Genomic DNA, 20,547 nt, shown 5'->3' on the forward strand with positions numbered 1-20,547 from the left:
TAGATTTTGATGTGATTGGTTAGAAAGCTCAGATTAGGTCACGTTTTCAGAAATGCAACTTGAATAACAATAAGCTTTGCTCCTTTCCCCCCGCATAACAAAACACCCTCTCCCTGCTCCCTACTCCGCCGGGCGTCCCGGGTATTCCCAGATGACGTCGCCGGTGCGGGCCGTGCCGTAGCCGCCCAGGGCATCGACCTGTTCGCGGAAGGCGTCGGAGCGGATGACGTCCCGCAGGGCAAGTATGCGTTCGTCCTGCGCCAGCCGCTGCGGGATGACCAGGTCGTATTCCTCCACGCCGACGGGTACGAAATCCAGCCCCAGGGCCTGCGCGGCGGCAAGGACGCCGAGACCGGTGTCCGCGCGGCCGGACAGCACGGCGGCGGCCACGTTCATGTGGGTGTATTCCTCATCGCGGTAGCCCTGGATGCGGGACGGGGAAAGACCTTCGCGGGACAGCAGATGATCCAGCAGCACGCGTGTGCCGCTGCCGCGCTGGCGGTTGATGAAGCGGACGCCGTCGCGGGCCAGATCCGCCACGCCATGCAGCTGCAACGGGTTGCCGGGCCGCAGCATGAGGCCCTGTTCCCTGTCCACCAGCCGGATCAGCAGCATGGGCTCGTCGAGCAGTTCGGCGATGGCCTGCCGGTTGTAGACGCCGTCCGCGGCGAGCAGGTGGCAGCCCGCCAGATGGCAGCGGCGGCGGGCCAGCGCCTGCAGGCCGCCCAGTGAACCGACGTGGGCGGAGGTGAGGCGGAAGGCCGGGTGGGTACGGCGCAGCAGGCCGTCCAGCAGGTCAAGGGTATTGTCGTGGCTGCCGATGGCCAGCAGCGCGCCGTGCAGGCTCTCCCGGGAGCGCAAAAGTTCCACGGGCACGGGCACGTCCGCATCCAGCCCCTCGCAGGCGGCGGGGATGGTCAGGATGCCGTCGGCGCGGCTGAGGCTGGTGACTGTTCCCGCGCCGCGCGGCAGGGGGACGGCCACGATGGTCTCGTCCACTTCGCCCAGCTTGACGCGCAGACGTTCTTCCATGCCCGGCCGTGAGGGCAGCGGATAGCAGGGCACGGCCTGGATGCGCTCGCGTCGCGGCAGGGGGCGGCGCTGCCGGCGGGCCAGCAGGGGCAAGAGGAATTCCTCCACGGCCACGCTGGCCGAGACCGGGTAGCCCGGCGCGCCCATGACCGGACGTCCGCGCACGAGGCCGAGGACGGTGGGCTTGCCGGGCATGACGGCGACGCCGTGCACCAGCAGTTCTCCCATGTCCCGTACCACCTGCGCGGTGTAGTCCCGGCTGCCCGCCGAGGATCCGGCATTGAGCAGCACCACGTCCGCGCCGTCATCCAGCGCCGCATCGACGGCAGCGGCGATGGCAGCGGGATCGTCGGGCACGATGGGGCGGACGTCCGCCACGCCGCCCGCTTCCTCGATCATGGCCGAGAAGATGAGGGAATTGAATTCCGGCAGCACGCGGCCGCTGTTCAGGTCTTCCTCTCGAGCTTCGGCAAGGGGCACGATCTCCGAACCGCTGGGGATGACGGCCACGCGCGGCCGGGCGAAGACCGGCACGTCCAGCACGCCGCCCGCCGCCAGCGCTCCCAGCTCGCAGGGGCCGATGCGCGTGCCGGGCGCAAGGATGATCTCCGTACGCACCATGTCCTCGCCCAGCTTGCGGACATGCTGCCAGGGGAAGGCGGCTTTCTCGATGATTACATGACGGCCGTCCTCCTCGCTGACCACATGCTCCACCATGATGACGGCATTACAGCCTGCGGGCAGGGGATGGCCGGTATTGATCCAGTGGGCCTGCGTGCCCACGTCCAGACGCAGGGGGTGCTGCGGGCAGGCGTTGAAGGTCTCCTCGGCACGCACGGCGATGCCGTCCATGGCCGCGCCGTGGAAGGCCGGGGAGGAACGGCGGGCGGCCACGGGCCGGGCGGTGATGCGGTGCAGGGCCGCAGCAAGGGGGACGGATTCTTCCGGCAGGGGGGTGTCGTCCAGCGCCGCGAACCAGCGGCGGCGGGCCTCTTCGGGGGAGAGCAGGGTCAGGTAGGCCGTGCGTTTCGTTTCCATGATTTCCTCGTGAGGGCAGGGGCGGGAAGGCGGCCGACGGAAGCGGTCAGCAAAAAAAATGGGATGCGGCGGGCTACAGTCGGATGGCGGACAGGGCGGCGGGATCAGGACGGATCGTCCAGCAATTCCACTTCCACGACCTCGCCGCCATAGAGCCCTTCGCGGTTCTCCGGGCAGATCACGAGGCCGTCGGCCTGCGTCAGGCCGGAGATGCAGCCTGACGGCCCGGTAAGAGGGACGGCCCGCCAGCGTACGGGCGGCCGGTCCGCCGTCCTGAGCTGTTCGTCCGGCGGCAGGGCTTCCAGCCGCACGCGGATGTAGTCCCGCCGTCCCTGCGCCGAGGCCAGCGGTCGGCTCAGGATGGCCAGCGTGCCGGGGACGGGCCGGCTGGCCTCATCCGCGCCTTGCAAATGCCGCAGCAGGGGCCGCAGGAAGACATGGGCGCAAATGAGGGCGCTGCTCACATGGCCGGGCAGGCCCATGAGGCAGACATCCCCCTTGCGGGCAAGGATGAAGGGCTTGCCCGGACTGAGGGCCACGCCGTGACAGAGCAGCTCGCCGCCCGTGCCGCCGGTGAAGACCTCCACCGTGTGATCCCGCATGCCCGCCGAGGAGCCGCCGGACACCACCACCACATCTTGCGTGGCGCTGAGGGCGGCCACGGCGGCGCGCAGGGCCTCGGGATCGTCCGGCACCAGCCCGGCCTGCGTGACGGCGGCGCCGCAGCGGCGGCAGAGGGCCGCCAGACTGTGGGCGTTGACGTCCCGTATCTGGCCGGGAGCGGGCGCGGCGGTGACGGGAACGACCTCGTCCCCGGTGGAGAGGATACCCACGCGGGGACGGCGGCGCACGAGCGTATGCGTCAGGCCGAAGGCCGCCAGCAGGCCGATCTCCTGCGGGCGCAGGCAACGTCCCTGCGGCAGGCAGATCCGCCCGGCCGCGGCGTCCTCGTCATGGCGCAGCACATTCTCGCCGGGGGCGACGCTGCGGGTCAGCTCCACCAGTTGCCCGCCCGCCGGACGGGAATACTCCACCATGACCACGGCGTCCGCACCGGCAGGCAGCATGCCGCCCGTGAGGATGCGGGCCGTCCGGCCTTCTTCCAGCGTCAGTCCGGCCGCCTCGCCCATGCGGCAGTCCCCGGCGATGTCCAGCAGGGCCGGAGAGGCCTCCTGCGCGCCGAACACGTCCCGCGCCCGCACGGCAAAGCCATCCACCGTGGAGCGGTCAAAGCCGGGCAGATCGTGGGGAGCCGCCAGCGGGGCGGCGGAAAAGCGCGACAGCGCCTCCTCCAGCGGAACGTCCTCCGACGGCAGGGGAGGGAAGGCACGCAGATGGGCAAGGACTTCTTCCACGGACTGGAGCTTGAGAAAGGCTTTCATGCGGTTTTCCCGGAGAGTGTGACGGAAACGGCCGGAGTGCCGGAACGTCAGAACGATGGCGTAGGGCAGAGCAGCGGCCGCGCCGCCGGTGACGGCGGCTGAAAGGCAGCCTACACCATTCCGCGCTCAAGGAAAAGCGGCGGCTCCCGTCACAGGATCTGTTAGAGGGAGCGGGGTGGACGGTTTATTGGGGGGAAGGGAGGCCCCTCGCGCTGCTGTCGATGGCCGTAAGGCCATTCGCTGTTTGTTTGGGGGGAAGGGGACCCCCTCCGCCGGCGCGGGAGGTGTTTCCCTTCCCCCCAAGCCCCCCATCCCTTCCCCAGCGCGCTTTTGCCAGGGAGGATGAAAGGATGGTGCGACACGCAAGCCGTTTCTTCGTCCGCCTGTCCCCGTGTTGTTTTCCACCACAAACGCGAGAACTCCCCAGCCGGGGAGACCTTCGCCAGCCGGGAGGGAAAATGCGGGCCACATGGCAGTGACCTTCTCCCCAAAACGTACTTTCAGTTTGAAACGCAAAGCGTTTCAAAGGGGAAATGCTCATGGAAAAAAGGGAAGCAGGCCGTTGCGCCATGCTTCCCTTGTCCGTATTTCCGCGTGTCCCGGCAGAGCGTGAGGCCTTGCCGCTACACTTCGAACAGCATCTCCAGATCCTCGCGGGTGAGGGACTTCCAGGTGTCCTGTCCGGGGATGATGGCCTCGGCCACGCCGCGCTTGGCCTCCTGCAGCTTGAGGATCTTTTCTTCCACCGTATTCTGGCAGATGAGCTTGTAGGAAAAGACCTGCCGCGTCTGGCCGATGCGGTGCGTGCGGTCGGTGGCCTGACTTTCCACGGCCGGGTTCCACCACGGGTCGTAGTGGATGACGTAGTCCGCGCTGGTCAGGTTGAGGCCCGTGCCGCCGGCCTTGAGGGAGATGAGGAAGATGGGGATGTCCGGTCTGTTGTTGAACCTGTCCACCTGCTCGAAGCGGTCCTTGCTCGCGCCGTCGAGGTAGCAGAAGGGCAGTTGCGAGAATTCCAGCCACTGCCGGATGATGTGCAGCATCTGCACGAACTGCGAGAAGACCAGCACCTTGTGGCCGCCTTCCACGATCTCTTGCACCATGTCCTTGAAGGCGTCGAACTTGCCGGAGGGCAGGTTGTTGGAGAAGCCGGGCATATCGAGCTTGAGCAGGCGCGGATGGCAGCAGATCTGCCGCAGCTTGAGCAGGGCGTCCAGGATGGACATCTGGCTCTTGGCCAGGCCCTTTTCGTCCACGTCGGCCAGCACCTGCGCCCGCAGCTTGCGGGCAAGGGCGGCGTAAAGCTCGGCCTGCGCCTCTTCCAGCGCGCAGCAGGTGACGCTCTCCACCTTGGGCGGCAGGTCCTTGGCCACTTCGGCCTTGGTGCGGCGCAGGATGAAGGGGCGTACGCGGGTGCGCAGGTATTCCAGCGTCTCGGCGTCGCCGTCCTTGATGGGCTTGACGATGCCGCGCTGGAAAGCATGCTGCGAACCGAGGAAGCCCGGCATGAGGAATTCGAACAGGCTCCAGAGCTCGAAGAGGTTGTTCTCGATGGGCGTGCCGGAGAGGCAGAGCCGCATGCGTGCGTTGATGCGGCGCACGGCGCGGGCCGTGATGGTATTGGGGTTCTTGATGTTCTGGGCCTCGTCGAGGATGACGGTGTTGAACTCGTACTTCTCCATCTCCTCAAGGTCGCGGCGCAGCAGGGCATAGGTGGTGATGACCAGGTCCGATTCCGCGATATGCTTGAACATGCCTTCGCGCCGGGTGCCGTAGATGGTCAGGCGGCGCAGGTGCGGCACGAACTTCTCCGCTTCGCGTTCCCAGTTGGGCAGCACGGAGGTGGGCACCACGATGAGGTTGGGGCCCTCGTAATGATGTTCCACCATATGCTCGATGAAGGCGAGCGTCTGCACGGTCTTGCCGAGGCCCATTTCGTCGGCCAGGATGCCGCCGAAGCCGTACTCGGACAAAAAGTTGAGGTAGGAAAGGCCCTGCAACTGGTACGAGCGCAGGGTGGCCTGCAGCTTCTGCGGCGCGGGCACCGGGCGCACTTCCCGGAAGGAGCGTATCTTCTCGCGCAGGTTGTTCCAGAAGGAGTCCGTGCTTGCGCCGGGCAGGTCCTCCAGCAGGCTGTCCAGCACCGGCGCTTCGAACTGCTTGAACTTGGTCTGCGGCGGCTTGCTCGGGTCAAGCCCCAGGGCGGTGAGCTTGTGGGCGATCTTCTCCAGCCATTCCTGCGGCAGGCTGGTATAGGAACCGTCCTTGAGCTGCACATAGCGCTTGCCGCGCGTCCAGGCCTTCCAGATCTTTTCCAGCGGCAGGGACTGGCCCTCGTAATCCACGGAGATGTCCAGCGAGAACCACTTTTCCTTCTCGTTGCTCACCACCTGCGCGGTGATGGTGCTCTTGGCCGTGCGCACCTTGTAGCGGGAAAGGGCCTTCTCGCCGTAGACGCGGTAATAGTCCACCAGCTTGGGGTAGGAATCCAGCAGGAAGGAGATGGCCTCTTCCGGTTCGAGGAACCACAGGCGGTTGGAACGGGACTGGAAGTCCATGGCCGCCAGCTCGCTCATGAGCTGGGCCTCCTCGTCCTGATGCCGCCGCACCAGATAGGTCTGCCCCTCGTAGGTATAACTGCCGGTCTGGAAATCGGGATTGGGGCCGTTGAGCGTGAACTCGCCGTGCTTGGTCTCGTAGATGTTGTCGATCTCCAGCGTGAGCAGGCTGCCTTCCTCGTCCAGGAAGAGCTTGGGATTGTAGGTGGCGGGCTGGAACACCGGCTCCATCTGGCGCAGGAACTGCTGCGGTTCATAGAGTTCCGAGGCGGGAAGGCGCGTCCACACCCGGTCGAGGAATTCGGATATTTCCTCATGCGGCACCACGGGACGCTCGTAGATGAGCCGCCGCACCAGCGAGGGCGCAAGCCCCGTCTGCACGGGGTAGAAATTGTGCTGATAGCAGACCCAGAGCGGCATTTGCCCGTGGAAGGTGATGGGCGCGGCCTCGGGGCTGCTCTCGTCGCGCGCCTCGTCGTCCCGGCTGACGATGGGCAGGGGCTGGCGGCCCTCGCGCTTGAGCAGCACGTCGAAGCAGAATCCCGCATCATCCAGATTGGGCTTGAGCTTGAGGGCAAAGGGCGTGCTCTCGATGCGGCAGGGCTTGTCCGTATCCTTCCAGAGGAGGTAGTACTCCCGCCGCACGGCCCAGAAGAACCACGAGGTCAGACCGTTGGGGATCTCCACCCGGTGGCCGTAATAATCGAGATGCTGGCCGATCTGCTTGGCCACCAGCGGCAGCTGCGGCGAGAATTCGCACCAGGCGGGATTATGGATGATCTGATCCAGCGTCACTTCATTGTGTACGCTGGAAAGGCCGGACTTGTTCTGCCGCCCCCGAAAAAAGGAGACCAGCAGGCGGCCGGGTTCCGGCTCGAAGCGGAAAATGAGGTAATGCCGCCCCGGCTCCGGCTCCATGTCCGTGGAAAAGAAGGAACGGAAGCTTTCCTTCCAGTCCGAGACGGGCGCGGGCACGGCTTCGGCATTGCCCTGTTCCTTGCGCAGCTCTTCCAGCAGGCGCAGGGCCAGCGCCGCCACATGCCGGCAGATGCCGGTGAAGGCGTCCGAGCAATTGCACTGATGGCGCGTGCTGCGGTCGGAAAGGGTAAAGGTGAGGCTGGGCGTATAGACCTGCAGGTCCTCGCCCTGGATGAGACCCTGCACCTCCCAGGGCTCGCCTTCCTGGATATTTATTTTTTGCACACCGCCTTCGGAAAGGATAGGGTAGGCCGTGTCGCGGATATATTCGGGTACGGAATCGTGGAGGAAGGCTTCACACATTTCCGTGATGACAATTTGTTCGGATCTGCTCATACTTCTCCCACCCTGCCGCTGCGGCAGGGGCATAACGACAATTTTGAGTCAGTAGCACAAACCAAACCCTAAAGGCAACAAAAGATTCCAAGTTATGTACAATCGTTATCAAAAACCGCGCAACGACAGACGGGCAGGCATCTGCGGGGTTTTGTCCCGCCGGGTCGTCAGGGCGGCGGCAAGGCTCTTTTGCGTCGTTTTTTTGGGCGCGGCGCTGCTGTTTGGAGGCGTCAGCCCCGTTTTGGCCCAGTCCGAGGCCCCCGGGCAGGGGGCTTCCGCGCAGAATCCGTACTCCACCCCCGTGGACGGGGACCGCATCATTTTCGGCAGCATCGGGGAGGCTTCCAACCTCATCCCCTATCTGACCTCGGACTCCGCCTCGCACGAGGTGGCCGACATGCTCTATGTGGCGCCCCTGCGCATGAACAAGGATCTTGAGCCGGAAGTCTGGGCGGCGGAAAGCTATAGCGTGGAGGACGAGGGCCGGCGCTACCGCTTCACCCTGCGCAAGGGCATCCTCTGGGAGGACGGCGTGGAGCTCACGGCCGAGGACGTGGCCTTCACCTGGAAGCTCGTCTGCGATCCGGCCACGGCCAGCCCCTATGCCGACGACTTCCTGCGCGTCAAGGATCTCAGGGTCATCGACCGCTATACCTTTGAAGTGCTCTACGACCAGTTCTTTGCCCGCGGCATCTTCACCTGGATGCAGCCCATCCTGCCCAAACACGTTCTGGAAGGGCAGAACATCCGGCAGACGCCCTTTGCCCGCAAGCCCGTGGGGGCCGGGCCGTACCGCCTCAAGAGCTGGCAGCCCGGCGCACGCATCACGCTGGCGGCCTCGCCCACCTACTTCGCCGGACGTCCGCATATAGATGAAGTGGTCTTTCGCATCATCCCGGACATGGCCACCATGTTTCTGGAAACGCGAGCCGGGCAGCTCGATTTCATGAATCTGACGCCCCTCCAGTACCTGCGCCAGACATCCGGCCCGGAATGGCGGAAAAATTTCAATAAATACCGCTATCTCGGCAGCGCCTACGTCTTTCTCGGCTTCAATATGGAGCAGCCCTTCTTCCAGGATGCGCGCGTGCGCCGGGCCATTTCGCAGGCCATCGACCGGCGGGACATCGTCAATGTGGTGCTGCTGGGCGAGGGGGAACCGGCCTTCGGCCCCTACAAGCCCGGCACATGGGCCTATCATCCCCGTCTCAAGCCCGTGGCATGCGACCGTGAAGCCGCCCGCGCCCTGCTGGCCGAGGCCGGTTTCCGGGATACGGACGGCGACGGCATCCTGGACAAGGACGGCAAGCCCCTGGCCTTCACCATCCTCACCAATCAGGGCAACGAGGAGCGCATCCTCACGGCCACCCTCATCCAAAGCCAGCTCAAAAAGGTCGGCATCGCCGTGGAGATCCGCGTGGTGGAATGGGCGGCCTTCATCCGCGAATTCGTGAACAAGGGCCGCTTCGACGCCGTCATGCTCGGCTGGACCATCACCTCCGACCCGGACATCTATCAGGTCTGGCACAGCTCGCAGGCCGTGGAAGGCGGCTTGAACTTCACCCGCTACAAAAATCCCGAACTGGACCGCCTGCTCGAAGAGGCCCGCATCACCCCGGATCAGGAAGAGCGCAAGCGCCTCTACTGGCGCGTACAGGAAGTGCTGGCCGACGATCAGCCCTATTGCTTCCTCTATGTGCCGTATTCCCTGCCCGTGGTGCAAAAGCGCTTCATGGGCATCACGCCCGCGCTGGCCGGCATCATGTACAACTTCGAGGACTGGTGGGTACCGCGCGCCCTGCAGCGTTACACGCTGACGCCGTAAGGCCTGTTACACTGTCGTGATGTACGTTGGGGGGAAGGGAAGAGCGTCGAGGGCCGCACGTCCGCTCGGCGTCTGTCCGTCCCCCGGCGGGATGGAGGAGGAAGAGGGGCTTTCTTGTGCACGTGCGGCAGCGGGGCGCATGCGGAAAAGAAAAACGGAGGAGGGAAAGTCCCTCCTCCGTATCAAGTCGGTGAAAAACAGGGGAAAGGAGCGATCAGGCGGCGGTGGCCCCGCCGCTCTTTATCTGCTTTTGCAGTTCATTGATGAGCTGCTTGATCTGGGCCACGGCCTGCTTGGCTTCGGGGTTCTGCTGGGCCTGCGCGGAAAGTTCGGCCATCTGCTGGATCAGGCTTTCCAGTTCCTTCTGCATGGCTTCCAGAGCTTCGGCATCCACATCCTCGGTGCGGTTGACCTCAATGTCGCCTTCCTCGTTGATGCCGAGGGCGGCGCGGTAGTCGTCGGCCAGGCTGGGAGACGCAGCCGCTTCTTCAGGAGCGGCGGAGGCATCGTCCAGCGCAGAACTCGTGGCGGCCCGGTTCTTCTCGTTCAGCATGGCCGCGGCCAGCGCCCGGCCTTCCTCGGAGATGTCCACGGTATCGCCGCGCTGGTTGGCGGCAACGATGTGGCTGGAAAAGGAACCGCCCTGACCGCCGACCCGCGAGACGTTTTGTGACTGCATGATCCCGGCAAGGGGCGATTTTTTTTGCTGACTATCAGCGGAAAGCAGCGAAGACAGGTTCATGGTATCCCTCCGGCAAGAATTTCCTCTGCAGGAAAAATGCAAGAAAAATACCAGTGTGGCTCTGTTTGCGGAGCCGCCCGCCGCCCGTTGACAAGCAGCCATACTTGTCGGACAGTCAGGAGATGCAAGCGCGCTCCTTCCCGCCCCGCGGCGGGACGGCGCGGCAACATCCCATTCCTCCTACCCTTCATGAGGCGGCCATGATCCGTATTCAGGAAATTCTCGACAAGGTGGCGGCGGGCAATCCCGATGCCGATCTGGAGCTTATACAGCGGGCCTATGTCTTTGCCGCCACGGCCCACGCGGGGCAGACGCGCCTTTCCGGCGAGCCCTACCTTTCGCATCCGCTGGCGGTGGCCTACACGCTGGCGGAAATGGGCTTCGACGAGCCGACGGTGGCCGCGGGCCTGCTGCACGACACGGTGGAGGACACCAAGGCCACCATCGAGGAGATCGACGACAATTTCGGCGAGGAAGTGGCCGACATCGTTGACGGGGTGACCAAGATCAGCCTCATCCCCTTCGACAACAAGGAAGAGGCGCAGGCGGAGAACATCCGCAAGATGATTCTGGCCATGAGCCATGACATGCGCGTGCTCATGGTCAAGCTGGCCGACCGTCTGCACAACATGCGGACGCTGGATTTCCAGAAGGCCTACAAGCAGCGGCGCATCGCGCAGGAGACGATGGACATCTACGCGCCGCTGGCCAACCGTCTCGGTCTCTATCTGCTCAAGCGCGATCTGGAAGACCTGAGTTTCAAGTACCTGCAGCCGGACATCTACAACCAGATCGACCACTGGCTCGACAAGCATCAGGTGGTGGAAAAGAAGATCATCGAAAAGGTGGTCTCGCTCATCCGCGACCTTTTGGAATCCAACAAGGTCAACGGGCAGGTCTACGGCCGCATCAAGCACAAGTACAGCATCTGGAAGAAGATGCAGTCCCAGAACCTCACCCTGGACGAGATGCACGACATCATGGCCTTTCGCGTGCTGGTGAAGGACATTCGCGACTGTTACGCGGTGCTGGGGCTGGTGCACTCGCAGTGGAAGCCGGTGCACGGGCGTTTCAAGGACTACATCTCCATGCCCAAGTCCAACGGCTACCAGAGCCTGCACACTACGGTCATCGGGCCGGAGGGCGAGCGCATCGAGATACAGATCCGCACCGAGGACATGCACCGGCAGGCCGAGCACGGCGTGGCCGCGCACTGGCTCTATAAGGAAAAGGGGCGCGTCAATCCGCGCGACCTGGAGCAGTTCTCCTGGCTGCGGGAGATCTTCGAGCGGCAGGGGGACGAGGCGGACTCGCGCGAGTTCATGCACTCCCTCAAGCTCGACCTCTTCAAGGACGAGGTCTACGTCTACACGCCCGCCGGGCAGGTCAAGGAGCTCCCCGAAGGAGCCACGCCGCTGGACTTCGCCTTCCTCATCCATACCAAGGTGGGCCATCACTGCGCCGGAGCCAAGATCAACGGCCGCCTCATGCCGTTGAGCACGCCGCTCAAGAACGGCGATACGGTGGAGATCATCACCGATCCCACGCGCAATCCCAATCGGGACTGGCTCAAGATGGTCAAGACGGCCCGCGCCCGTACCCGCATCCAGCGCTACTTGCGTACCGAGGAGCGCGCCCACGCCATCACCCTGGGCCGCGACATGCTGGAGAAGGAAGGCCGCAAGATGAATCTCAATGTCAGCCGCGCCACCAAGGACGGCCATCTGGCCATCGTGGCGCAGGACATGAACTTTGAGAATGCGGACGAACTGACCGCCGCCGTGGGCTATGCCCACATCACGCCGCGCCGCGTGCTCAACAAGCTGTATGCGGTCATGCACCCGGACGCCGCCACGGCCGAGCAGCCCGCCGCCCCCAGCATCAAGGAAAGCAAGGAGACCGCCAAGCGCAAGAGCGAGGGCGTGGGCATCTCCGGCGTGGACGGCGTGCTCATGCGCTTCGCCAAGTGCTGCAATCCCGTGCCCGGCGATCCCATCATTGGTTACATCAGCCGTGGTATGGGCGTGACCGTGCATCGCGCCGACTGCGCCAATGTGGCCAATATGGAGCCGGAACGTCTCATCTCCGTGCATTGGGACGGCGCGGAAGAGCGGCAGAAGCCCTACGAGGCCGGCATCTTCATCCTGGCAAAAAACGAGCGCGGCGTGCTGGCCAATGTCACCCAGACGCTGGCCGGGGCGGACATCAACATCATGACCCTGACCGCCAGAAGTCTGCTGGACGGGCGCTCCGAGATCAGCGTCACCGTGGAAGTCAAGGATGCCAGTCAGCTGTATCAGCTCATCGAGGATATCCGCAAGTTGCCGCTCATCCTCGAAGTGGTGCGCGATACGGAGGACGCCTGACGCGGCGGGCGGTTTTCTTTCTTTCTTCCTTTCTTTTCTGCCGTTGGATGGCGGCTGTTGCCCGGCATCCGGGCGTGGTAGCCTGCGCGGCTGGCGGCAGGGGGTGAGAGGGGCGTACCCCTCTACACCCCCTACGACCCCCGTACTCCCCCTTGTCTCGTATGGCGGCGGGCGTCGCTGTCGCATGTCGTGTACCTTGTCCGCCGCTCGCCGCAGGGGGCAAATCGGCGCGCATCTTCCCGCTTCGCGGGCGATATGCGCGCCTGCTGCGGCGCTCCCGCTGCGCGGGGATCGCCTTCGCGCCCCGGCTCGCTGGTGAGGCGGGAGGTCTCCCGGTCTGCGCGTTGAGCGGCGGGGAGCGTCGTCCCGGCAGGAAAGTTCCCGCATGATTGGCGGGGAGCATTCCCCTTGGATGGAGCGTATGCCTCGGTGCGGAGGATGCCTCCTGACGGGGGCTTTCTTTTTTTCTGCCGCTGGCTTGCGGATGTTGCCCGGCATCCGGGCATGGTCGCCTGCTGCGGCGTCCCGGCTCGCTAGACGTTTTGAAGGTGTTTATGGGGGGCCGGAAACGCTGACCTTTTGTATCGCCGGGGGACGTGTGGCGAAGGGGGCTTGCGTGTCGCGTCGTTTTTCATCCTCCTCGATAAAAGCGCGCAGGGGAAGGGATGGGGGGCTTGGGGGGAAGGGGAACCCCGCCCGCGCCGGCGGCGGGGTTCCCCTTCCCCCCAAATACGACAACATACCATAGCACGCAGTGAGGGGCGTATCCGCGGAAGGAAGACGGATGCGCCCCTCGTGTCTGATGGCTGCTCAGGGGTGAAAAATTGATCCGTTCCGGCGTGGGGAAGTGCTGGAGCGGAGATTTGACAGGACGGGGCGGACGTGCGACCGCCCCGTCCGCGGAGGGTGTTAGAAGGTGTAGGCGAAGATGAGCTGGGCTTTCCAGGCATCCTGTTTGCTGAAGCCCTGCTGATTGTAGGAGCTGTGTTTCCAGGTATCGCGGTCGATCATGTTGACGACGTAGCCCAGTTCAAGGTTGGCTTCCAGGTTTTCGTAGATCTGGTAGCTGTTGACGAGGTTGAATTCCAGCAGGCCGTCGTTGGTGGTGAGGTAGGGGCCGTCCTGATTGTACGCGCCGCTGTTCCAGGCATAGGAGGAGTTCATGTACTTGACCATGGAGGGGCTGTTGGTGCCGCCCCAGTAGGCCACGCGGAAGGTGTGCTTGAGGTCTTCCATGAAGCTCATGTCGGCGAGTTGCAGGCCGACGCCCCAGGTTCCGGCATAGGTGAGGTTCATGTCGTAGCCGCCGGTGCTGAGCGTGCCCCAGGCGAGGTTGCCGTCCCCGATGAAGGAGGTGAAGTTGCCCGCGCCGGCGATGGAGGGCAGGCGCTCGGAGCCGTTCTTCACGTTGCCGTCGTCGCCGGAGGCGTACCAGCCGAAGATGCCGGGCGTGCCCCAGTCCATTTTGTATTCCACGAGCGCCTTGACGAGCCAGCCCTGACGCTGGGTGCTGCCGCGGCGCAGGTCGACGCCGCGCTTGAGCACGTCATAGCGGCCCATGGCTTCCACATAGCCGTAGTTGATGTCCAGCTCGATGTTCAGCGGATCCCAGAGGGTGAGGGCGATGGGCAGGCCGGCCCAGAACATGGTGCCGTAGGCCTTGGAGGTCTCGCCCAGCGCAAGGCCGTCAAATTCGGGATAGTAGCCCGGCAGGGTGTAGCCCAGCACGCCGTCGGCCGTCTCCACGCCGCCCTCGTTGAAGCGCGCGTTCTTGCCCTGGAAGCCCAGCATGGCCCAGGGGGTCAGGCTCACGCCGTCAAAGTTCAGGGGCAGCATGAGGGCAAAAAGATCCATGTTGTCCAGATAGTTGGTGTAGCCGTTGCCGTAGGGCTGGCCGTCGGCGTTGACGCCGGTGTAATTGTCGTTGAGCGGACGCATCCAGAGGGCGGTCAGGCCCACGTTCTCGTTGAACTGGTAGGAGGCGGCCACGGCGGCGGCGTCGCCGTCCATGATGGCCGAGCCGCCCGCCACGTTGGGCAGGGCGATGGCCTGCAAGCCCATGCGGAAACGCAGATCGGTATTGGGCACCAGCCAGTCAAGATAGGCGTTCTTCACCTTGATGGCGTTGGTGCCGTCCGCGCCGAGGGCGGCCCCTTCGCCGCTGCGGCCCCAGAACTGATCTCCGATCTCGAAGAAGACCGTGCCGGAGAGGGATTCGGAGGCCACCGCATCCAGTTGCAGGCGGATGCGTTGTCCGGCATTGAAAATATCCTCGTTGTCCGCGCGGGTACGCTTCTGGCCCACGTCGCGGGTGGATTCGAGCAATGATCCGTCCCCCGCGCCAAAGCCCACCAGCCATTCGCCGGAGGCTTTGAAGTCGATGGCTTTGGCTCCGGTGGCTGCGCCGAAGATCATGCCGGCGGCCAGCGCCAGCGTCAGAATGCGTTTCATGACAATTCTCCTTTTCAAACAGGGGTTGAAGGTTACTGTTGCAGGCCCTCACCGTTCGCCCCATGAGCGGCGATGGCCTCCTTTGCCGCATTGCGCGCCCGGGCGCGGGCCTTCTTGTGGCCGCACTTGCAGTCCGGGCAGGTGCCCCGGCAAACGTGTTTGGCATTGTCGGGCACGATGAGCACCTTGTTGCCGCCCACGGCCAGGTCGAAGCCCAGCCGTCCCTTGAAGGCGATGCGCTGCATGCCCACGGGACTTTGCGGCAGGGCGGCCCGCAGGCTGCCGGCCGCCTCGCGGTCGAGGCTGGTCACCTGACGCACGTCGATGAAAAATTTCTTGCAGCTGTCCTTGCGGCTGGCCAGAAGCTGCATGATGCCCTCTGCCTGGGCCATGCCCAGCGTCTGGCCGACATTGATATGCAGGTTATGGGCGCTTTCCCGGCAGGTGAGGGCGTCAGGCGCGGCATATGTATTCATGGCGGACTCCTTGTGGGGATTGGCGGCAGCGAAAACGGAGCTGCCGGTTCGACATCGGGCCGCGAAGGTGAGGGATTTTTTTGTGACATGCATCATGGCGTTGTCGCTGATCCGTAAAAGTTGGGAAAGGTTCATGTCCGCGATGACGCAGCCCTGCCTTTGCCGGCGATGCTTGCTGCGTCAAATCTTTTGTACTGGGAATGAAATCGCCTGTCAATGAAAATGAAAATAAATTTCATTTTTCTTGAGATCCCGGTTTGACGCCATATGCCGCTTGCGCTACAGGCAGGGACGCACCGTCATGCCCGGCGGGCTTGAGCAGGGGGGAGGGAGGAAAGATGTCACACGCACGCAACTACGGGCGGTATTATGGTCTGCTGGCGCTGGCTGGTCTCGTCTGGGGCCTGCAACCCCTGTTCGTCAAGTTCGTGGTGGCCGAACTGACGCCCACCACGCTGACCGCCCTGCGCTACGGCTGCATCACTCTGCTGCTCTTCGTCCTTGCCCTGCTGCGCGGCAATCCGCTCCTGCCCCGGCGGGACTGCCTGCTTTATCTGGTGTGCATGGGGCTGACGGGCGTGGCCTTCAACAACATCGCCCAGTTTTCCGGTCTGCAATACTCTAAGGTCAGGACTCATTATCAGGCAATATGCTCTGACTGAGATATTTTTATAACTTGTTGTAAAATAAATACTTATTTTTATAATCTGAGGTTTTTTGTTTCCAATTACTTTTACCCAAGTAGCGGGTTTTGGGGAAGATGGGGGAGTGTGAGGGGGAAGAAACCCCTTTTTGCCGCGAGCAAAAGGGGTTTCTTCCCCCTCACAAAAGAGTAATGAGTCCTGACCCTAGAAAAAAAGCAAAATGCGAGGCGGCGGCACAGCGCCGCTGACATACGAGTCTGGCGTGTCGTATCGGCAGGCCTTGAAGCGACGGGGCGGCCATCCTTCACGGATGACCGCCCCGTTTGGCGTTCAGTTGCGGTATGGCGTCAGTACGGCATGCCCAGACGGCTTGCGGTATGGACGGTGGCGCTGAAGAAGGCCACCCGGACGAGCAGCGCGCCACAGAGCAGCAGGACGCCCTGCGCACGCGTGCCCTGCCGGCGGACGAGGGAGAGGACGAGGGCTGCGGCCGTCAGCACGAGCCCGGCCCAGAAGCCGGCCGACTGCCGCCAGAGGGCCGCCGTATCCTGCATGATGGCGCTGCCGGACGCCCAAAGGCAGGGGACGATGAGCAGCACCACGAGCAGCAGGCTCAGCGTCAGCCGTTGCGGGCCGGCGGCCGCCGCGCCGAAGCTCATGCCCAGAGCCAGCGCGGTCAGGACGAAGAGCAGCAGGGGGAAGCCGTTGCTGATGGCGGGCATGGAGACGGGCGCGTAGGTGAAGCCCTGCACCACCAGCGCCGCCAGACCGGCAAGGGCGGCGGGCAGGGCGGCGGCCGCGCGTCCGGGCCGCAGGGCGGCAAGCAGGAGCAGGAGCACGAAGAGCCCGAAGACGAGGCCCTCGCGGCTCAGCCAGGAGTGGCCGAGGCCGTTCAGCGCCGTTGCCGCCCGCAGGGGATCGCCGAGGTGGAAGAGGGAGGCCACCAGCCCGGCCAGCGTGGCCGCAAGGGCCGTCAGCCAGAACCTGCGCGTGATGAGCGAGCCGCCGAAACAGGTTTTCCAGGCGCCCACAAGGGCAAGCCCAATGCCGAGCTGGGTCAGCACCGTAAAGAAGACGAGCGGGAATTCGTAATTCATGGGATCACCCTCTGAGCAGGCGGGGCATCCTGGGCAGGATGAACCGGGTGGACGGGTTGAGCCGGGGCATGGCCGGGAAGCCGGCCGGATACTGCACGGCATTGTCATCATGGAAGGTGTTCAGGTCCACGAGGGTCAGCGCGCCGGTGGGGCAGGCCTGCACGCAGGCGGGCAGCAGACCGGCGTCCAGTCGTTCGTGGCAGAGGCTGCATTTTTCGGCGTGCTTTTCGGCTTTGTTGAAGCGCGGCGCGCCGTAGGGACAGGAACGGATGCAGTTGGTGCAGCCGATGCAGGTTTCTTGATGGTGCACCACGATGCCGTCCGGCCGCTTGGTGTAGGAGCCGGTGGGGCAGGCGGCCAGACAGGCCGGGTCGTCGCAGTGGTTGCAGGCCAGCGAGAGGAAGGCCCTGTCCCGGTGGGGATAGATGCGCTCATCCAGCGGGTAGACCTGCCGCCAGACCATGTCCGGCTCAAGCTGGTTGAAGTTCTTGCAGGCCATGCCGCAGCCGCGGCAGCCGATGCATTTGTCCATATCCATCAGAAAGGCGTAGCGCTTGCTCATGCCCGGCCTCCGTCAGCGGGGGCGATGTCCACGAACTGGTCATGGATGGCCACACCGGGCGCGCCGGTCTTCATGGCGCCCATGTCGGCCTCGCAGTCGTCCACCACGTTTTGTACGTTGAAGTTCAGCTTGCGGAACCACGCCTCGTACATGACCACGCAGTCCTCGGCCACGTTGCCGCTGAGGCGCGCGCGGACGCGGACCTCGCCGATGCGGTTGGACACGCGCACCATGTCGCCGTCGGCGATGCCCTTCTTGCGGGCGGCGGCGGGGTGGATGTAGACGAAGGGTTCCGGGTAGTAGGCCTCCATCCAGTCCAGATTGATGAACTGCGAATGCAGGCCGAACTGGATATGCGGGGTCATGAGGCGGAAAGGCGCGTCGGGGCGGCGTCCCTCCACGTATTCCGGCAGGGCGGCAAAGCCGTTCTTGGCGCAGAGGGCGGAGGAGAACTCGTACTTGCCGGAAGGCGTCTTGAACTTCCGGTCATGCCACGAGGCCGAGGAGGCGAGACGGGCCTTGGCCGGGCCCTTGCGCAGATCTTCCCAGCTCGATATGCCGAAAAGATCGTAAATGCCCTTGTTGCATTCCTTGATCATCCATTCCTTGCCGTCCACCTCCTGCGGGAAGGTGCAGGAGCCGGGCTCCTTGGCGTTCATGGCGCGGGAGAGCAGCGCCGCGATCTCGATGTTGGACTTGGCCTCGTGCATGGGCTTGATGGCCTGCTCGTTGAGCGAGAGCCAGTAATGCCAGTAGGAGGCGCTGATGGTCCACTCCTCGAAAAGGGTGGTCACCGGCAGGACGATGTCCGAATGGCGCACGGTCTCGGTGAAGAACTGCTCCACGGAGACGACCATTTCCAGCTTGGCAAAGGCTTTTTCCAGCTTGTTGCGGTCGAAGTCCTGCGCAAAGGGGTTCTTGCAGGATATCCAGAGCATCCGCAGTTCGGGGTCCTTGGCGTCGAGGATCTCCTGCGCGGTCTTGTTGATGTTCAGCGTGCGGTCGCTGTAGGTCGCGGCCTCGCCGCCGGCGAAGTCGAATTCGCCCTTGGGGCCGGACGCGCCGCGCATGCCCACGGAACCGGCGGGCTGCTTCTGGATCATGGCGTGGTAGTTGAATCCCCACGTCTGAAGGTGGCCGTAGCGGGCCCCGCCGCCTTCCACGCCGATGTTGCCGCTCATGGCCACGAAGGCGTCGATGGCCCGGACCATGGAGCCGCCGTTGGTGTGGCGCTGCATGCCGTAGCCGATCCAGACCGTGGCGGGTTTGGCGGCGGCAAAGTCTTCCGTGGCGGCGCGGATGGCGTCCGCCGGGATGCCGGAGGTCTCCGCCGCCCATTCCACGGTGACGTTCTTTTTCAGGTAGGCGGCAAAGTCCTCATAGCCGATGGCCGCATTCCGCACGAAGTCCATGTCCACCAGACCGGCATCCAGCAGATGGCGGGCCATGCCCAGCGCCAGGGCCCCGTCCGTGCCGGGGCGCACCTGCCAGAATTCGTCCGCCTTGGCCGCCGTCTGCGTGAATATGGGGTCGATGACGAGGATCTTGGCCCCGCGTTCGCGCGCGGCGTAGAGGTACTTCATGGAATGCATGGAGCACCAGGCCGGATTGGCTCCCCAGACGATGATGTAGCGGGCCTTGACCATATCTTCCGGGTCATTGCACCACATGTCGCCGAGGTCGTAGTTCTGGGCGTCGATGCCGGCCGGCCAGCAGGGGGTCCCCACAAAGCGGGTGGTGTAGCCGAGGGAGGACATCATGCCTTCCACGCCGTAGTTGGTAATGCCGAAATTGCCGGAATACTTGGTCAGGCCCAGGCCGAGCAGACTGCCGTCGCGCTTCTTGATCTCCAGGATCTTGTCGGAGATGCGGTCCATGGCCTCGTCCCAGCTGATGCGCCGCCAGTTGCCGGAGCCCCGTCCGTCCTGCAGCATGGGGTATTTTATGCGGTCCGGGCTGTAGACGCGGCGGGGGTAGGTGTAGCCCTTCACGCACAGCCCGCCCTTGGTGAATGTGGATTCCGGCGCGCCTTCCACGAACTGCACCACGCCGTCCTTGACGTAGGTCTTGATGCTGCAGGTATCGTAACAGTTACGAGGGCAGGCGTTGCGGAAGACCTCATAGGCCGAGGGGTCGAAGGGGGCGGCTTCGGCCCGGTGCGGCCGGAGCAGGCTGCCGGTCCCGGACCCCAGCATACCGGCCGCTCCGGCGGCCAGCAGCCCCTTGAGGAAGCCGCGACGGCCGGAAAGATGTTCATGCGTTTTCATAAAGACTCCTTTGCAGACTTGCGGCACGCCAGACATCGAGCGCATCCAGCACGGCCAGCAGTTCGGGCGGCGGGCCGGCCTGACGCGCCCGCTGGAGAAAGACGGGCAGCCAGCGCCCCAGATGCTCCCCGCAAAGCCATTGCAGGGCTTCACGGGCGGCGGGGCCTGCCGTGTCGTTGTCCAGCAGGAGGGTCAGGGCATGCCAGGCTTCCAGCTCGTAGGGCAAAAAATCATCCGGCTGTCCGTCATGCGGCGCGGCAAGCCCCAGACTGTGCAGCAGGGCGCGCATGTCCAGCGTGCTCGGGCCCATGTGCAGGGGATCGGCATCCAGATAGACGGACGCGTACGGGGGCGCGGGCAGCGCATCCGGGCCCACGAAAAGCCGGTTGAAGGCGTATTCCAGCCGGGCGGCCTCAGCGTCGCCCAGCGGAGGGAAGCCGTCCGGCATGTGGGCGGCGAGCGCGGCATAAGCGGTACGCAGCTCCTCCCGCGTACGGGCCGCGAAAAAATCGCGCAAAAGCAGCGCCGGGCGGCGCAGGGGGGCAAGCTGTGCGGACATGGGGCCTCCGGGGATGACGGGCTGGGAAGATTCTCCGCATCCAGTGTGCCCCGGCGGCGCAGGCCGCGCCACTGAGATTGTTTGGTGAGGTATCGGGTAGATGTGTCTACCCGATCAGGGAGGGGAGAGGGGGAGGGGCTTAAGCCTATTCGCTGCCAGTTTGGGGGGAAGGGGAACCCCTCCGCCGGCGCGGGAGGGGTTCCCCTTCCCCCCAAGCCCCCCATCCCTTCCCCA

The 20,547-nt window shown here is 64.4% G+C and carries 13 protein-coding genes; 3 read left to right on the top strand and 10 right to left on the bottom strand.

Annotation, left to right across the window (positions count from 1 at the left end; translation table 11 throughout):
• Positions 1 to 120 precede the first annotated feature (120 nt).
• From Q0K12_RS10500 to Q0K12_RS10510, 3 genes are all read right to left on the bottom strand, one after another.
• Positions 121 to 2,070 (bottom strand): molybdopterin biosynthesis protein, encoded by a 1,950-nt coding sequence (locus tag Q0K12_RS10500; protein WP_297262719.1) that lies wholly within the window; start codon positions 2,068 to 2,070, stop codon positions 121 to 123.
• Positions 2,071 to 2,174: 104 nt separating this feature from the next.
• Positions 2,175 to 3,452, bottom strand: coding sequence for a gephyrin-like molybdotransferase Glp (gene glp / locus Q0K12_RS10505; RefSeq protein WP_297262721.1), 1,278 nt, complete (start codon positions 3,450 to 3,452; stop codon positions 2,175 to 2,177).
• 623 nt (positions 3,453 to 4,075) lie between these two features.
• Complete coding sequence (locus Q0K12_RS10510) at positions 4,076 to 7,324, bottom strand: DEAD/DEAH box helicase (RefSeq protein ID WP_297262723.1); 3,249 nt, start codon at positions 7,322 to 7,324, stop codon at positions 4,076 to 4,078.
• A 241-nt stretch (positions 7,325 to 7,565) separates the two neighbouring features.
• Here Q0K12_RS10510 and Q0K12_RS10515 point away from each other — a divergent pair, with 241 nt between their 5' ends.
• Positions 7,566 to 9,149, top strand: a complete 1,584-nt coding sequence (locus Q0K12_RS10515) for a peptide-binding protein (RefSeq protein WP_297262724.1) — start codon at positions 7,566 to 7,568, stop codon at positions 9,147 to 9,149.
• Positions 9,150 to 9,363: 214 nt separating this feature from the next.
• Here Q0K12_RS10515 and Q0K12_RS10520 read toward each other — a convergent pair whose 3' ends face one another.
• Positions 9,364 to 9,891, bottom strand: coding sequence for a hypothetical protein (locus Q0K12_RS10520; RefSeq protein WP_297262726.1), 528 nt, complete (start codon positions 9,889 to 9,891; stop codon positions 9,364 to 9,366).
• A gap of 200 nt (positions 9,892 to 10,091) precedes the next feature.
• On the opposite strand from Q0K12_RS10520, the gene Q0K12_RS10525 reads away from it, so the two are divergent.
• Positions 10,092 to 12,257, top strand: coding sequence for a bifunctional (p)ppGpp synthetase/guanosine-3',5'-bis(diphosphate) 3'-pyrophosphohydrolase (locus Q0K12_RS10525; RefSeq protein ID WP_297262728.1), 2,166 nt, complete (start codon positions 10,092 to 10,094; stop codon positions 12,255 to 12,257).
• 909 nt (positions 12,258 to 13,166) lie between these two features.
• Here the strand turns inward: Q0K12_RS10525 and Q0K12_RS10530 are convergent.
• Positions 13,167 to 14,708 (bottom strand): outer membrane homotrimeric porin, encoded by a 1,542-nt coding sequence (locus Q0K12_RS10530; RefSeq protein WP_297262730.1) that lies wholly within the window; start codon positions 14,706 to 14,708, stop codon positions 13,167 to 13,169.
• Between the two features lie 32 nt (positions 14,709 to 14,740).
• The gene (locus Q0K12_RS10535; RefSeq protein ID WP_297262732.1) at positions 14,741 to 15,184 is read right to left on the bottom strand and encodes a squalene cyclase; all 444 of its coding nucleotides are present in this window, start codon (positions 15,182 to 15,184) and stop codon (positions 14,741 to 14,743) included.
• A 338-nt stretch (positions 15,185 to 15,522) separates the two neighbouring features.
• Here Q0K12_RS10535 and Q0K12_RS10540 point away from each other — a divergent pair, with 338 nt between their 5' ends.
• Positions 15,523 to 15,846 carry an EamA family transporter gene (locus Q0K12_RS10540; RefSeq protein WP_297262734.1) on the top strand — a complete coding sequence of 108 codons (324 nt, stop codon included), beginning with the start codon at positions 15,523 to 15,525 and terminating at the stop codon, positions 15,844 to 15,846.
• A gap of 329 nt (positions 15,847 to 16,175) precedes the next feature.
• Here the strand turns inward: Q0K12_RS10540 and Q0K12_RS10545 are convergent, their stop codons facing one another.
• Genes Q0K12_RS10545 through Q0K12_RS10560 form a run of 4 tightly spaced genes read right to left on the bottom strand, consistent with a single transcriptional unit; the run spans position 16,176 to position 20,313 of the window.
• On the bottom strand, positions 16,176 to 16,925 hold the full coding sequence (locus tag Q0K12_RS10545) for a DmsC/YnfH family molybdoenzyme membrane anchor subunit (protein ID WP_297262736.1): 750 nt from the start codon (positions 16,923 to 16,925) through the stop codon (positions 16,176 to 16,178).
• Between the two features lie 4 nt (positions 16,926 to 16,929).
• Complete coding sequence (locus tag Q0K12_RS10550) at positions 16,930 to 17,487, bottom strand: 4Fe-4S dicluster domain-containing protein (RefSeq protein ID WP_297262739.1); 558 nt, start codon at positions 17,485 to 17,487, stop codon at positions 16,930 to 16,932.
• Positions 17,484 to 19,754 carry a molybdopterin-dependent oxidoreductase gene (locus Q0K12_RS10555; RefSeq protein ID WP_297262741.1) on the bottom strand — a complete coding sequence of 757 codons (2,271 nt, stop codon included), beginning with the start codon at positions 19,752 to 19,754 and terminating at the stop codon, positions 17,484 to 17,486. The genes Q0K12_RS10550 and Q0K12_RS10555 overlap by 4 nt, the downstream gene beginning before the upstream one ends.
• Complete coding sequence (locus Q0K12_RS10560) at positions 19,741 to 20,313, bottom strand: molecular chaperone TorD family protein (protein ID WP_297262743.1); 573 nt, start codon at positions 20,311 to 20,313, stop codon at positions 19,741 to 19,743. The genes Q0K12_RS10555 and Q0K12_RS10560 overlap by 14 nt, the downstream gene beginning before the upstream one ends.
• Positions 20,314 to 20,547: the final 234 nt, after the last annotated feature.

Origin of the sequence: uncultured Desulfovibrio sp. (assembly GCF_944324525.1) — a bacterium.
In the GTDB taxonomy this organism is placed as follows: Bacteria; Desulfobacterota; Desulfovibrionia; order Desulfovibrionales; family Desulfovibrionaceae; genus Desulfovibrio.